We start from the raw sequence: 13,589 nt of genomic DNA, 5'->3' as shown, positions 1-13,589 counted from the left end.
TCAGCGGCGGGTGATCAGGCCTTGTCGGGCAACGCGGGTCAACTGCCGGATCATTTCCGGGGCGTCTTCAAGGCTGGGTGATTGAATCACCGCCAGGTCAAAACTGTCGCTGGCAAATCGAGCCAGCGATTCGCCGTCTTCGACAAACTGGATCAGGAACGCAGCAGGCCCGCCGGTACGACGTGGCCAGCCATCGAGATAACGCAGAAGTGTCGGCTGATGTTGACCGCCAAGCAGGATCTTTGGATTGCGCTGGGTGAGATGTGCCGTGATCGGCGCGGGACGTACTGTAGGGCTAAGTGCGTTCATCGAGTCGTGTCTCTGCCTCAAAAGTCTGCATGGCAGGTGAGAGGCAACACCGAACCAGCGCTTTAGCGGTATTTCGAAGCCTGTTTCAAGCTTCTATCGGCAACTGATTGAGTCACCTGGCGCCCCGCAAGTAGCTGTTTAAATCGGCGCATGGGCAACATCCTAGAGAAGCTGACCGGACAGTGTCAAGAATGACGCACACAAAAAAGGCCTGCGCAATGCAGGCCTTTTCGTTGAGCCAGAGCGGTCAGTCGCTGATGACGCGGTCTGCCGACAGCTTGCCGGCACCTTCGATCAATACCGCGACGCTGCCACCGAGCAGGGCCAGGGCGAATTCATAACCGTTGTTGGTCATGAACAGGCCGTTATGAATATGCACCGAGAAAATGGCAACCAGGGAGAGGAAGGTCAGCCCCAGTGCAGCAGGACGAGTCAACAGGCCGATGATCAGGGCCAGGCCGCCGAAGAACTCGGTACCACCGGCCAGGATCGCCATCAGATGACCGGGCGCCAGGCCCAGGCTTTCCATGTACTGGGCAGTGCCGGCAATGCCGTACCCCCCAAACATGCCGAAGAGTTTCTGCGCGCCGTGAGCTGCGAAGATGATCCCGACGACAATCCGTATGGCGGTCAAGCCGAAACCGGCGCGGGTAAACAGTACCTTGTTGATCAGTGTGCTCATGCTGTGTCATCCATTGTGAGGGTGTGTTCGTTGGGCGCCATGTTAATCGACAAAAGAAATGTTAAAAGCGCAATAACTGCGACATAACAATCAAATTAGCTGATCATTTTAGAGAGACAACTTTTTGTCCCGGCGGCTCCAGCGACTCCCTCTCACGATCAAATGCCAGGTAATACTTGTTCACGCTATTAACATAGCTGACGGGGCCCATGCCCACCTGCTCCATGGCAATGCGCTCGACCTGGAAGAACCACTGATTGGGGTTCAGGCCACGCCGCCGGGCTTCGGCGCGCATGCCTTGAACCCGCTCCGGCCCAATGTTGTAGGCGGCCAGCACAAACGCCATGCGCTCACGCTCGTTGAGTTTGGGGCTGGCGAAGAACTTGCGGCGGATCATGGCCAGGTACTTGGCCCCGGCCTGGACATTGGCGTCGAGGTCCTGAATGTTGTTGACCCCCACTCGCTGGGCGGCAGACGGGGTGATTTGCATCAAGCCCGTGGGGCCGCCACTGTTGCGGGCATTGGGCTGCAGTCCCGACTCCTTGAACGCCAGCGCCGCCAGGTTCAACCAGTCCATGCCTTGGGCATCGGCATGCTTTTGCAGTACCGGACGCAGTTTCTCCAGGCGCTGGCGGTCGGCCTTGGCCAGTGGATTGTGCACTTGGTACAGCCGCCGATAGATCCGCAGAAACGCCACGTCCTGGTCCGACGGTTTCTTGTACGTCGTCAAAAAACGATCAATGCTCGCCCGTAGCATCGACGCATCGCGGCGCACAAACCAGAACTCTTCGCCCGGTTCGCTGATCTGCACCTGCTTGTCGAAACGCAATTTGGGCAAGATCTTGCCCCAGCGCTCGGCAATCGGTTGCTCAACAATGGTCAAGTGAAAGATCCCGCCCTGAACCATTTCCAGCACGTCTTCGACGGCGAGGCTGGGATCAACCCACTCGATCGTTATCGGTGCCAACTTGTGCAGCGCCAGTTTGGAATTGATCTGGCTCACCGCGTCCCCGGCTGCACTGCCGTTGGGCAGTGCCAGGGTTTTGCCCGAGAGTTGTTCAACACGGGTGTAACGACGCTCGCCTTTGATCCCCACCAGCACCAACGGGATATTGCTGGCGAGCGGCTCACTGCTGCTGACCGCGTAGCCTGGCTGCAAATCGAGCAACTCCCCGGGTGCGACCAGATCACCCTCCCCGCGTTGCAAGGCGCCGAGCAGTTGATCTTTGGCTTTGGGGATGATCTTGAGGTTGATTTCCTGACCATCACGGGCGTGGCCGTTGAGGTATTGCTCGAAGGCGTGCAAGCGGTGGTATTCGACACCGATGGCCTGGCCCTGGACTTCGCCGGAGCTGTTGCGGCTCTGGTTGACCAGCACCCGCAATACCCGGCTGCTGCGAATCTCCGCCAGGTCGCGCACCTTGGCCGCCGGTACGGCTTGCAGCGGCCCGGCCAGACGCGCGACCGCCGGCATCGGCAGCAGCAACGAACAACACAGCAGTAGCAAAACCGAGGGACGTATCATCCACTCTCCGGAAAGAATACTGGCCGATTTCCAAAAAAATCATGAAATCGAACGTCAGAAACAGAGCGCCATGAGCGCTGGCAAAGTGCGAAAGACTGGCACAGTGATAGCACCTTGGCCACCCTGCCCTGTCTCGCGGCATCAAGAGACAGCTTTAACTCGTTGTAGTTCTTGGCTTTTCTTATAAATCTACAGCTCTGATATGCTTTCCGGCCTTTGGTCCGAGGTAGCACCATGCAACTCATCGATATCGGCGTCAACCTGACCAACCCCAGTTTTGCCGACAAACACCAGGCCGTACTCGACCGCGCGTATGCCGCGGGGGTCTGCCAATTGGTCCTGACCGGCACGAATGTCGAGGGCAGTGAACAGGCTCTTGAACTGTGCCAGCAACTGGACGAAACAGCTCAACGGCTGTTTGCCACGGCCGGTATTCACCCGCATGCGGCGACCGACTGGAACGCTGACAGCGCGCAGCGTTTACGCAGTTTGCTCAGGGAGCCAAACGTGGTGGCCGTGGGCGAATGCGGGCTGGATTTCAATCGCGACTTCTCGCCGCGCCCACAGCAGGAAAAGGTCCTCGAAGAGCATCTGGCGATGGCGGTCGAGTTGCAGTTGCCGGTGTTCCTGCATGAACGCGATGCCAGTCAGCGACTGCTGGAAATCCTGCGTGATTACCGAGATAAATTGCCGGCCGCCGTCGTGCATTGCTTCACCGGCGAAAAGAAAGCCCTGTTCAGCTACCTCGATCTGGATCTGCACATCGGCATTACCGGCTGGATTTGCGACGAGCGCCGGGGCACGCACCTGCATCCGTTGGTGAAGGAAATCAAACGGGGCCGGTTGATGCTGGAAAGCGATGCGCCGTATCTGCTGCCACGCAGCTTGCGGCCCAAACCGAAAAACGGTCGCAACGAGCCGGCGTATTTGACTGAAGTGTTGCGGGAGGTGGCGTTGCATCGTGGCGAAACGGCGGAGGATGTGGCTGATCACACAACTGCCTGCGCACGGACATTCTTCGGCCTGCCTGCAATCCCCCAGTAACCACATATCCCCTGCTCGCGAAAGCATTGTGTCAGTCGACATCAATGTTGAATGTCACATCGCTTTCGCGAGCAGGCTCGCTCCCACATTGACCCATATCAAATTCAGAATCTTCGATAGCGGCACAATGCTGGCACCTTGCCAATGCTGTTTCCGCTATCAGAGAAGACCTCCATGGGTGCCTGGCTTAGCAACATCTCGCTGAAATACAAATTCTGGGCGGTCAATGCGGTCGCCTTCTTCACGACGCTGTTGCTGGTGTTGTACGCCGTACAACTCGAACAACAGGCCCGCAGTCATGCCGCGCAGGCAAGCGCTCAGGCGCAGGCGCGATTGCTCGGCGCGTGGCCACTCGGCCAACCGCTGCCCAAGGCCGACAACCTGCTGACCTTCGGTCGCGGACAAGCGCCGTTGCTGAACGATCAGCCGCTACTGGAACTGACGGATAGCCACGGCTGGGTCGAGATCAACTCAATGCCGCTGTTCGGCAATAACCCGCTAATGGGTGCCGAGGTGTTCACGCGTCCTGACGACCAGTACGTCGCGGTGATCGCCTTTGGCCCGAGCCTGAGCCAAGTCTTCAATGAGCGTTTCGCCGCCTACGCAGTGGCCGTTTTTATTCTGATGCTGGCAATGCTGGGCGCTTCGCAACTATTGATCCGCTTCCTGCTGAGTCAGCTCAACACCCTGAAAGACGTGATGCTCCACGTCGAGAAAACCGGCGACCTGTCCGCCCGTGTGCCGCTGGCCTGCAAGGATGAAGTCGGGCAGATGGCCAACGCCTTCAACGCGATGCAGGCCGGCTACCAGCGGGTGGTCAACACGGTCGCCAACACTGCGCGGCAACTGGATATCGGCGCCGCACGCTTGGCTTCGAGCATGAACGAAGTGCGCCAGGGCATGCTCGGCCAGCAAAGCGAAACCGATCAGGCGGCCACGGCGATCAATGAAATGACCGCCACCGTTTACCACATCGCCCAACACGCTGGCGCCACCCGCGACCTCTCGCAAACCGCAGACTCGCTGGCGGGCAGTGGGCAGCAGGTGGTCAGTCGAGTGCAGATGTCGATTGCCGGGTTGTCCAGCGGTGTGCAGCAGACGGCCGAGATGATTCAGCGCCTGGCCGAGGACAGTCAGAAAATCAACGGTGTGGTCAGCGTGATTCACAGCATTGCCGAGCAAACCAATTTGCTGGCCCTGAACGCCGCCATCGAAGCGGCACGCGCCGGTGAAATGGGTCGAGGCTTTGCGGTTGTCGCCGATGAAGTGCGCAATTTGGCCAAACGTGTACAGACCTCCACCGACGAGATCACCCTGATGGTGTCCGCCTTGCAGGCTGGGACTCGAGACGCTGTGGACTTCATGCAGGACAGCTCATTCAAGGCCGACGACTGCGTAAAACAGGCTCAAGAGGCCGGTGCCGCGCTGGCAGAGATTACCAGCGCCGTGGCGCAGATGCGTGAAAGCAATACGCAAATTGCGGTGGCGGCCGAAGAGCAAAGCCAGGTGGCGGAAGAGATGAATCGGGCGGTGGTGAGTATTCGGGATGTGACTGAAAATACCGTGCAGCAGACCATCAACTCAGCGACCACCAGTCATGAACTAGCGGCGCTGGCCGGGGAGTTGAGTAAGGCAATCGGGCAGCTCAAGCTCTGAGGGGCCCTTCGCGAGCAAGTCGAATCGTCGCACCGCCGCTCCCACATTTAATCGCATTCACCTGTAAGAACTCGGTCCACCTGTAGGAGCTGGCTTGCCAGCGAAGGCGGCCTGTCAGCCGACCAATCTCCCTCAGATGTACACCGTCCAATTGTGGGAGCGAGCCGGCTCCGGGCGGCGTTCCGACGAAGGCGTCAGCCCGGTCAACATCAATCCCGACCTATCACCTTAATAGCCAACCTCGATTCGCCGCCTGCCCTCACCCCGCCTATTCTTCAATCATAAGGTCACCCCGGATTGAGGAGTTTCAACATGGGCAAACGTCACCCCAACCTACCCACCTGGCAATGGCGAGCGTACCCGAACAATCATCAGCACCCGACCAACCTGGTGCTGCACCTGATAGCCGTGCCGCTGTTTATCGTCGCGTTCCTGCTGATTGTTTCCGGGGTGTTCAGCCTGAGCCTGGTGAACATCACCATCGGTGTGGTCGGCCTGCTCGCTGCGCTGGGTCTGCAACGTCACGGTCACAGCCTGGAGGTGCAAGCCTCCGAGCCGTTCAGTGATCGCAAAGATGCGGTGTCACGCTTGCTGGTCGAGCAGTTCCTGACGTTCCCACGGTTTTTCCTGAGCGGCGGCTGGTGGCGCGCCTGGCGTGAGCGCCACCGTCGACACTGATCAGGCGAAAATCGTTACCGTCTGCCGGCTGATGGCGATCAGCTGTCCGTCCGCGCTCCACAATTTCGCGGCCGCATGACCGTAGCCGTCTGCCGCATGCTCGGTTTCCACCAGGTATTTGCACCAGTCCAGCGTGCTTAACTCCAGCAACGGCTGGACGAATTCGATAGTCCAGGTCAGCGTGCTGCCCATCGCCGTTTTTTTCAGGTGCGGTAACAAGGACGGCGGCCAGGCGTCCACCAGCGCGAGGATATGCGACTCGGTGACGGCCTCTTCCTTCACGTCCCCGCGCAAACGCACCCAACCGCCCATCTCGCGAGAGTTGTTGCCGGTAAACGGCATGCCACCGACAGCCCAACGCATCGCCAGATGCTGCATGAATTCCGGAATCACACCCGGGATGAAGGGCAACTCCTGGCACTCCTCCCAGTGCTTCATGTCGGGTGCTGGCTCGGCCGTCACCGACACCTCCGAGGGGCGTGACGCACCGAAGCTTCCCTGGATCAACGTCACCACTTGTCCTTTCTGCATTGCCCGACCCAGCACCTGGCTGACGGCTTTGCCTTCGCGCAGCACATCGACTTCAAAGCTGACAGGCACTTCAGGCTCGACCGGCCCGACAAAGGTGATCGCCAGCGAACGCACCGGCCGGTCTGCCGGGACTCTTGCGCGCATGGCTTCGTATTGCAACGCTGCCACCAAGCCACCGAAACTGGCACGTCCCTGCGCCCATCCAGCCGGAATAGACAGCTCTAGCGGTTGCCGGCGGACGGCGTCGAGCAAATCGCAAAAACGCATGAAAACCTCAGAAACGGGAAAAAGTAGAGGGGATCTTAACCAGCCAGCGACGTTGATACAGCACTTATTCCGGCCAAAAGCACTGACAGAAGAGCCGCGCCCGCGTTGGAATACGAATCTTCATCCAACACCAACCCCATGTGGGAGCGAGCCTGCTCGCGAATGCGATGTGCCAGCCTACAGAGATGTCGACTGATACGACGCCTTCGCGAGCAAGCTCGCTCCTACATTTGATCTATGGTGATTTCAGGATTTGAAGCAAGTAACGCTGAGTTTGTCGAGAACGCGGTCAGCGCGGCTTTCAGCATCGGCCAACGTGGTTTTCCAGACGGCGACACAAGGCAATAAATCTGGCTCTTCAACAGCCCTGGCCAGCCATTGCCAACTGTCGTGCCAATCACCCAAAGCGCTCTGAGCCGCTTTCAATCGGGCCAAGGCGGCCTTCGGCAAACGGTCCAGTTCGGGATAGGCTTCGATTCCATAGCGCACACGCTTGATCAACAAGCGCAAACGGTGTCGGTCGTGGGCCGGATCGTGCAGGGCAACGTCCAGTTTCTTCCACTGTTTGCCCAGGCGTTTTTCAATTCGCTTGCGCAAGCCCTTGAGCAACCTCTGTCGTTGGGAGGCGCGCAAGAAACGCGGAAAGGCATCTAAAATCATCATCAACTGCGCCAGCTCAGGACTCGCCGCCACCACCGGATACGCCTGCACCATCTGCGCCATGCGCCAATGCGCGGCTTCGGGCTGACCGTGCTCGAGCAAATACGCCGCCAGCACTTCGCGATCACGCAGCGGCGTGGTCAGCTCGCCGACCCGGGCCGCCGCCACTTCGACCTGCTCGACGCCGGGCAGGCCGCGCAAGGGTCGCAACAGACTGCGCAAACGGCGAACCGTGGTGCGCAGCTCGTGCAACGCTTCAGGGTCAGTGTGGGCACTCAAACGTGCCTGACAGGCCAATAAGCGGACTTCAAGGCCCAGAACATGAGCCACCAACCGACCAACCAAATCAGACATCGCTTGCTCCCAGAATCGAGTGTCCCTTATTGCCTACATTCTGCTTCAACGGCCGGCACGAGACTCACGAATATAGAAGCGCGCTTTCTCGGCCTTGCTGGTACAGCCTTCGTAAGCTTCGAATTGTTGCTGGGTCTTGGCGCCAGTCAGCAACGACAAGGCCTTGGAGTAGCTGACAGTCCCGGCGAAACCTTCGGCCTTGGCCAAGTCTAGCTCACGCCACGCGGCGTCAATCTGGCTACCGCAGCTCTCGCGGTAGGCCGTTTTGCCGGCACAACCGGCGAGCGCCAGAGCAATCAAAGGTACGCAAATCCAGGCTTTCATCAATACCACCTCAAGTTAGGTCAACAATTGTGCAGGTAAGACGGCCCGGCAGGTGAAAAGTGCCTTGGCCGCACTAAGCAAAATCACTATAGCGTGCGCAAGAATAGCCATCTGCCGCCATGGAGTGTCGAAAAAACGACGCACCCGGCCCATTGAGCGAACTTGGTGATTGAAGCACGCCCCTCGATGGGTGCATTGTTGAACCTTGTCAGACGAGGGCGATTCATGAAAAAGCGTGTCGCACTGGTACTGGGCTCAGGTGGAGCCCGAGGTTATGCCCATATCGGTGTCATTGAAGAGCTCGAACGGCGTGGCTACGACATCGCCTGCATCGCCGGTTGTTCCATGGGGGCGGTGGTCGGCGGGATTTATGCCGCCGGCAAACTCGACGAGTATCGCGACTGGATCGAGAGCCTGGATTACCTCGATGTGTTGCGCCTGGTGGACGTCAGCTTTCGGCTTGGCGCCATTCGCGGTGAAAAGGTTTTCGGGCAGATCCGCAAGATCGTCGGCGAGATCAATATTGAAGACCTGCGCATTCCCTACACGGCCGTGGCCACGGACCTGACCAACCAGCAGGAAATCTGGTTCCAGGAAGGTTGCCTGCACCAGGCCATGCGCGCCTCGGCGGCGATCCCAAGCCTCTTCACTCCGGTGATGCAAGGCAACCGGATGTTGGTGGATGGCGGCATCCTCAACCCTTTGCCGATCGTGCCGGTGGTGTCGAGTCACTGCGACCTGATCATCGCGGTCAACCTTAACTCTACCAACCAGCGCCACTATCAAATGCCGGTTATCCAGCGCCCGGCGGCCTTCAAGAGCCGTTTCGACAACTTGATCAATTCACTGGGTTCGAAGATGCCGTTCCGACGCAATCAGGCGGAAAAATTGCTACTGCTGGAAAAGGAAGCATTGATGGCGGAAGCGGCCGACATCAACCCTTGGGTCGAATCTGCCGACCCCGAAGCCCAGCAACCGGCCGCCGCCCCTGAACGCGACGGAGCGCCGAAGTCGGCCACGGGATCATTCATCATAGATAACGTTGGGCCGGCGTCTTTGCTGGACCTGATCAACCAGAGTTTCGAGGTGATGCAAACCTCGTTGGCGCAGTACAAGATCGCCGGGTATCCACCGGATATTTTGATCAACGTGCCGAAGCGGGTGTGCCGGTTTTTCGAGTTCTACAAGGCACCTGAGTTGATCGCGCTGGGTCGGGAGATTGCGCGGGATACGTTGGATCGGTATGAGAATGAGCGGGAGTCCTGAAGTTCTCGAGTGAATCGAAAGGCCTCTTCGCGAGCAGGCTCGCTCCCACAGGGGAATGCGTTCCAAATGTAGGAGCGGCGGTGCGACGATTCGACTTGCCCGCGAAGGGGCCGGATCATTCAACCGGAAAACTAAAGACTGCCCTCACTCAACAACCGATACCCAACCCCCGCCTCGGTCACGATAAACCGAGGCTGAGTCGGATCATCCGCCAGTTTCTGACGCAAATGCCCCACCACAATCCGCAGGTAATGACTGTCCTCGGTATGGGTCGGCCCCCAGATATCCTTGAGCAGTTGCTGCTGGGTAATGACCCGCCCCGGATGCCGTGCCAGTTGCGCCAACACTGCGTACTCCTTGCGCGTCAGAGCCACTTCGATGCCATCGAGCAGCACCCGCCGATACGCCAGGTCCACGGTCAACGGGCCGAACGTCAGCGCCGCCTGCTGAGCTTCCCCCATTGGCGCCTGCCGCAACAAGGCGCGCACCCGCGCCAGAAACTCCTGAATGCCAAAGGGCTTGGTCACGTAGTCATTGGCGCCGCCATCCAGTGCTTCGACTTTCTGTCCTTCGCTCGCGCGCACCGACAGCACCAGCACCGGCACCGTCGACCATTCGCGAAACTCGCGCAGCACTTGCTGGCCGTCCATGTCGGGTAAACCGAGGTCGAGCACCAGCAAATCCGGTTTGTTCAGCGCTGCTTGCGCGAGGCCTTCGGTGCCGGTGCCGGCCTCCAGCACTTTGTAGCCTTGGGAGACCAGGCTGATGCGCAGGAATTTGCGGATTTGCGGTTCGTCGTCGATGACCAAAACGGTCGCGGTCTGGCTCATGATTTCTGATCGCGGCATGGAAAGATCCAAAGGGTATCAGGCTTCACTTTCAAAGGCAGGTTGCTCCTGCAGGGGTAAGTGAAGAGTGATGCAGGTCCCACGCCCTTCAATGCCGTCGGCGACGCTGATCCGCCCGCCGTGCGCACCGACCATGCCCTGGCAAATCGCCAACCCCAGTCCGGTGCCCTGCCCGCCCCGATCACCGCGCGCGGCGGTGTAGAACATGTCGAAAATCTTCGCCCGCTCCTCCTGCGGAATGCCCGGCCCTTCATCGCTCACCGAAAAAAACAGCTCGCGGTCATCGGCCCCGGCGCACAATTGCAGCCGCCCATGAGCTGGTGAAAATCGCGCGGCGTTTTCCAGCACGTTGACCAGCGCCTGTTCGATCAGCGCCGCGTGGACAAACAGCAGCGGTAACTCCGACGGCACATCAGTGCTGACCTGCAACGGCGCCAACACGGCGCGCAGTCGGTTGAGTGAACTGCCAACAATGTCGGCCGGCGACACCCAATCACGCGCCAGCTTCAACGCGCCGTGGCCCAGGCGGGTCATGTCCAACAGGTTCTGGATGTAGCGATCCAGGCGCTCGGCTTCGTCACGAGTACCTTCGAGCAGCTCGCGGCGATCCTCCAGCGGAATGGCTTCACCGAGGGCCAACAGGCTGTCGATGCTGCCGCGCATCGACGTCAGCGGTGTACGCAAGTCATGGGACACCGAGGCTAACAGCGCGCTGCGCAGTTGCTCGGTTTCACCGTGCAGTCGCGCCGCTTCAAGGTCTTCGGCCAGTTGTGCACGGGCCAGCGCCTGGGCCAGCGGCTGGCTCAACGCGGTCAACAGACGCCGACGCTGGCCGCTTAACGTCTGGCCTTCTTTAGCGCACACGCCGAGCAATGCCAGTGGCCCGTCTTCCACCGATAACGGCCACCACCACCAACGCCCCAACGGCAGCGTATCGGTGCCCGCCCCCGCCGGTTGGTCGTGTTGCCAGGCCCAATCGGCGGCCGCCCGTTCGGCTTCGGAAAACTCCAGCGGGCCGCCGGTTTCGACCTTCCAGCCACCCTGCCCGTCTTGATTGAGCAGGCACAGTTGCAAGTCACTCCAGCCATTGAGGTGCTGGGCGGCGGCACTGACCACGGCTTGACGGTCGGTGGCTGCTGTCAGTTTGCGCGAAAGGTCGAGCAGTTCGCTGGTCTCTTCCTGAGTGTCACGTAGCGCCTGTAACTGCCGCCTTTGCCGGGCCGCGAGGTTGCCGGTGAGTGCCGCCATCAGCAAGAAGAACAGCAGGGTCAGCACGTCTTCTTCGCGCTGGATGGCGAAGGAAAAATTCGGCGGAATGAACAGGAAGTCATAGGTCAGAAACGACAGCGCCGCACAGGCCAGTGCCGGGCCAAGACTGCTGCGTACCGCCACCAGCAACACGGCGGCGAGGAACACCAACGAGATGTTGGGCAGCGGCAAAATACTCGCCACGCCCCAGGCCAAGGCACTGGCCAACACCGTCGCCACTGCCGCCAGCACGTAATCGAACCACACTAGCGACTGTGTCGAACGCTGGCGTGGTTGATGCGGCAGGTGATCGCTGTCGAGGACGTTGATTTCCAGCCCGCGCGCATCACGCAGCAGGCGTGATGCCAATCCACCGCCGAACAAGCGCCGACGCAGACGCTGCCGGGACTGGCCAACCAGCACAAGACTGGCGCGGCGTTCGGCGGCGTGCTGGATCAGTGTTTTCGCCACTTCGCCAGCGCGCAACAACACCACTTCGCCACCGAGGCGTTCGGCCAATTGTTGGGCACTTTGCAGGCGCAGGCGCGATTGCTCGTCACGCACGCTGCCGTTATCGACATGCACCAGGCTCCAGGGCAAATGCCGACGCTGGGCGACGCGACTGGCGTGACGCACCAGACGCTCGGCTTGAGCATCGCCATCGACACCGACCAGCAGGCGACCGCGCACCGCTGGCGCCGCTTGACCGAGTTGGCGATAACCCTGGGCCAGGTCATTGTCGACTTGAGCGGCGGCGGTTTGCATCGCCATCTCGCGCAGGGCGGTCAGATTGGTCTGGGTGAAAAACGCGTCGATGGCCGCCCGCGCCTGCTCCGGCACGTAGACCTTGCCGTCGCGCAAACGCTCAAGCAGTTCGCGCGGTGGCAGGTCGATCAGCAGCAGTTCGTAAGCTTCTTGCAGCACCCAGTCCGGCAGGGTTTCCCGAACCTGCACACCCGTGATGCCGCGCACTTGATCATTGAGACTTTCCAGGTGCTGGACGTTGACCGTGGTGAAGACGTCGATGCCGGCGGCGAGCAATTCCTGGATGTCTTGCCAGCGCTTGGCGTGGCGACTGCCGGGGGCGTTGCTGTGGGCCAGTTCGTCCACCAGCACCAGTTTCGGTTTGGCTGCCAGCAAGCCATCGAGGTCCATTTCTTCGAGCATCACGCCACGGTATTCCGAGCGCACCAATGGCTGTTGCGGCAAGCCACCGAGCAGCGCTTCGGTTTCGGCGCGGCCATGGGTTTCGACCACACCGGCGATGACTTTCACGCCCTGGCGCAGTTGAGTGTGAGCGGCTTGCAACATGGCGTAGGTTTTGCCGACACCGGGCGCTGCGCCGAGGAAAACCTTGAGCCGGCCACGACCATCGCGGGGCAGGTCTGCTAACAGCGCGTCGGCGCGGCCGGAGTCACTCATGTCTGGGAATCTCTTTATTCAGATGTTGATGTGGTGACTGCTATGCCGCCTTCGCGAGCAAGCTCGCTCCTACAGGGGATCTTCAGCGTACACAGATCCAATGCAGGAGCGGGCTTGCCCGCGATTGGCGACACCACCGATCTACAGGTTTTCCAGCGCGATATTCAGCGCCAGCACATTCACCACCGGCGGCCCCACCAACGGCTGCTCGATATGCGCATCCAGCAATTGCTGAAGGGTCGCCACCGGCAGATTACGCACGGCGGCCACTCGCGCCAGTTGATAGGCAATCGCGGCCGGTGGCAAGTGCGGATCGAGCCCGCTACCTGAGGTGGTCACCATGGCAAGTGGCACTGGCCCTTGCCCCGGCACCAGCAATTTGTTGGCATCATCGATTACCCGAGTGGCCAGCGCCGGGTTGCTCGGCGACAGGTTGCTCGCGCTGCTCGACACGGTGGCAAAAGCACCGGCCGATGGTCGTGGATGGAACCAGGCGTCACCGACGAAATCCTGGGCAATCAGCGACGAACCACGGACCTTGCCGTCGGCATCACGCACCAGACTGCCATTGGCTTGATCCGGGAACGCGACCTGGGCGACACCGGTGACGACCAAGGGGTAGGCGACGCCGGTGATCAGGGTCATCAGGACCAGCAGGCTCAAGGCCGGACGTATCATTGTGGACATTTCAAAATCCTCGAATTTGGATAACAAACATCTGGTGCATCGTGTTGGATTCATCGCGAGCAAGCTTTGCTCCTACGGGTTGGCGTCG

13 protein-coding genes are annotated in these 13,589 nt (G+C 60.1%); 4 read left to right on the top strand and 9 right to left on the bottom strand.

The genetic code is table 11. The annotated features are described in order from the left end of the window. The 3 genes from ACWGZX_RS22630 to ACWGZX_RS22620 form a co-directional block, all read right to left on the bottom strand. A complete protein-coding gene (locus ACWGZX_RS22630) occupies window positions 1-309 on the bottom strand; it encodes a hypothetical protein (RefSeq protein WP_007943613.1) in 309 nt (102 codons plus the stop codon). 247 nt (window positions 310-556) lie between these two features. Then, entirely contained in the window at window positions 557-991 is a 435-nt protein-coding gene (locus ACWGZX_RS22625; protein ID WP_452625498.1) for a DoxX family protein, read from the bottom strand. A 103-nt stretch (window positions 992-1,094) separates the two neighbouring features. Then, window positions 1,095-2,516, bottom strand: a complete 1,422-nt coding sequence (locus tag ACWGZX_RS22620; protein WP_452625497.1) for a transglycosylase SLT domain-containing protein — start codon at window positions 2,514-2,516, stop codon at window positions 1,095-1,097. Window positions 2,517-2,750: 234 nt separating this feature from the next. On the opposite strand from ACWGZX_RS22620, the gene ACWGZX_RS22615 reads away from it, so the two are divergent. From ACWGZX_RS22615 to ACWGZX_RS22605, 3 genes are all read left to right on the top strand, one after another. After that, on the top strand, window positions 2,751-3,560 hold the full coding sequence (locus tag ACWGZX_RS22615; protein WP_452625496.1) for a TatD family hydrolase: 810 nt from the start codon (window positions 2,751-2,753) through the stop codon (window positions 3,558-3,560). 174 nt (window positions 3,561-3,734) lie between these two features. Then, the gene (locus ACWGZX_RS22610; protein WP_452625495.1) at window positions 3,735-5,216 is read left to right on the top strand and encodes a methyl-accepting chemotaxis protein; all 1,482 of its coding nucleotides are present in this window, start codon (window positions 3,735-3,737) and stop codon (window positions 5,214-5,216) included. A 312-nt stretch (window positions 5,217-5,528) separates the two neighbouring features. Further along, window positions 5,529-5,894 (top strand): terminase, encoded by a 366-nt coding sequence (locus ACWGZX_RS22605; RefSeq protein WP_452625494.1) that lies wholly within the window; start codon window positions 5,529-5,531, stop codon window positions 5,892-5,894. On the opposite strand, the gene ACWGZX_RS22600 is transcribed toward ACWGZX_RS22605, so the two are convergent. The 3 genes from ACWGZX_RS22600 to ACWGZX_RS22590 form a co-directional block, all read right to left on the bottom strand. Next, window positions 5,895-6,692, bottom strand: a complete 798-nt coding sequence (locus ACWGZX_RS22600; protein ID WP_452625493.1) for an acyl-CoA thioesterase — start codon at window positions 6,690-6,692, stop codon at window positions 5,895-5,897. A 246-nt stretch (window positions 6,693-6,938) separates the two neighbouring features. Further along, complete coding sequence (locus tag ACWGZX_RS22595) at window positions 6,939-7,706, bottom strand: CHAD domain-containing protein (RefSeq protein ID WP_452625492.1); 768 nt, start codon at window positions 7,704-7,706, stop codon at window positions 6,939-6,941. Window positions 7,707-7,751: 45 nt separating this feature from the next. Then, entirely contained in the window at window positions 7,752-8,030 is a 279-nt protein-coding gene (locus tag ACWGZX_RS22590) for a hypothetical protein (RefSeq protein WP_223519144.1), read from the bottom strand. Between the two features lie 225 nt (window positions 8,031-8,255). On the opposite strand from ACWGZX_RS22590, the gene ACWGZX_RS22585 reads away from it, so the two are divergent. Beyond that, window positions 8,256-9,296, top strand: coding sequence for a patatin-like phospholipase family protein (locus ACWGZX_RS22585; protein ID WP_452625491.1), 1,041 nt, complete (start codon window positions 8,256-8,258; stop codon window positions 9,294-9,296). A gap of 131 nt (window positions 9,297-9,427) precedes the next feature. On the opposite strand, the gene ACWGZX_RS22580 is transcribed toward ACWGZX_RS22585, so the two are convergent. The 3 genes from ACWGZX_RS22580 to kdpC form a co-directional block, all read right to left on the bottom strand. Further along, on the bottom strand, window positions 9,428-10,126 hold the full coding sequence (locus ACWGZX_RS22580) for a response regulator (RefSeq protein WP_452629054.1): 699 nt from the start codon (window positions 10,124-10,126) through the stop codon (window positions 9,428-9,430). A gap of 36 nt (window positions 10,127-10,162) precedes the next feature. Next, window positions 10,163-12,814: a DUF4118 domain-containing protein gene (locus ACWGZX_RS22575; RefSeq protein WP_452625490.1), complete on the bottom strand. Its 2,652-nt coding sequence runs from the start codon at window positions 12,812-12,814 to the stop codon at window positions 10,163-10,165. 141 nt (window positions 12,815-12,955) lie between these two features. Further along, window positions 12,956-13,501: a potassium-transporting ATPase subunit KdpC gene (gene kdpC, locus ACWGZX_RS22570; protein WP_452625489.1), complete on the bottom strand. Its 546-nt coding sequence runs from the start codon at window positions 13,499-13,501 to the stop codon at window positions 12,956-12,958. Between the last annotated feature and the right edge of the window lie 88 nt (window positions 13,502-13,589).

This window comes from Pseudomonas sp. CLCA07 (assembly GCF_053615335.1).
Note: the sequence above shows the minus strand (reverse complement) of the source record. Positions and strands in the feature narration are given on the sequence as shown.

Bases quoted from the DNA above. Each gene is read 5' to 3' on its own strand.
- ACWGZX_RS22630 (WP_007943613.1), bottom strand. From the start codon at position 309: ATGAACGCACTTAGCCCTACAGTACGTCCCGCGCCGATCACGGCACAT.
- ACWGZX_RS22625 (WP_452625498.1), bottom strand. From the start codon at position 991: ATGAGCACACTGATCAACAAGGTACTGTTTACCCGCGCCGGTTTCGGC.
- ACWGZX_RS22620 (WP_452625497.1), bottom strand. From the start codon at position 2,516: ATGATACGTCCCTCGGTTTTGCTACTGCTGTGTTGTTCGTTGCTGCTG.
- ACWGZX_RS22615 (WP_452625496.1), top strand. From the start codon at position 2,751: ATGCAACTCATCGATATCGGCGTCAACCTGACCAACCCCAGTTTTGCC.
- ACWGZX_RS22610 (WP_452625495.1), top strand. From the start codon at position 3,735: ATGGGTGCCTGGCTTAGCAACATCTCGCTGAAATACAAATTCTGGGCG.
- ACWGZX_RS22605 (WP_452625494.1), top strand. From the start codon at position 5,529: ATGGGCAAACGTCACCCCAACCTACCCACCTGGCAATGGCGAGCGTAC.
- ACWGZX_RS22600 (WP_452625493.1), bottom strand. From the start codon at position 6,692: ATGCGTTTTTGCGATTTGCTCGACGCCGTCCGCCGGCAACCGCTAGAG.
- ACWGZX_RS22595 (WP_452625492.1), bottom strand. From the start codon at position 7,706: ATGTCTGATTTGGTTGGTCGGTTGGTGGCTCATGTTCTGGGCCTTGAA.
- ACWGZX_RS22590 (WP_223519144.1), bottom strand. From the start codon at position 8,030: ATGAAAGCCTGGATTTGCGTACCTTTGATTGCTCTGGCGCTCGCCGGT.
- ACWGZX_RS22585 (WP_452625491.1), top strand. From the start codon at position 8,256: ATGAAAAAGCGTGTCGCACTGGTACTGGGCTCAGGTGGAGCCCGAGGT.
- ACWGZX_RS22580 (WP_452629054.1), bottom strand. From the start codon at position 10,126: ATGAGCCAGACCGCGACCGTTTTGGTCATCGACGACGAACCGCAAATC.
- ACWGZX_RS22575 (WP_452625490.1), bottom strand. From the start codon at position 12,814: ATGAGTGACTCCGGCCGCGCCGACGCGCTGTTAGCAGACCTGCCCCGC.
- kdpC (WP_452625489.1), bottom strand. From the start codon at position 13,501: ATGTCCACAATGATACGTCCGGCCTTGAGCCTGCTGGTCCTGATGACC.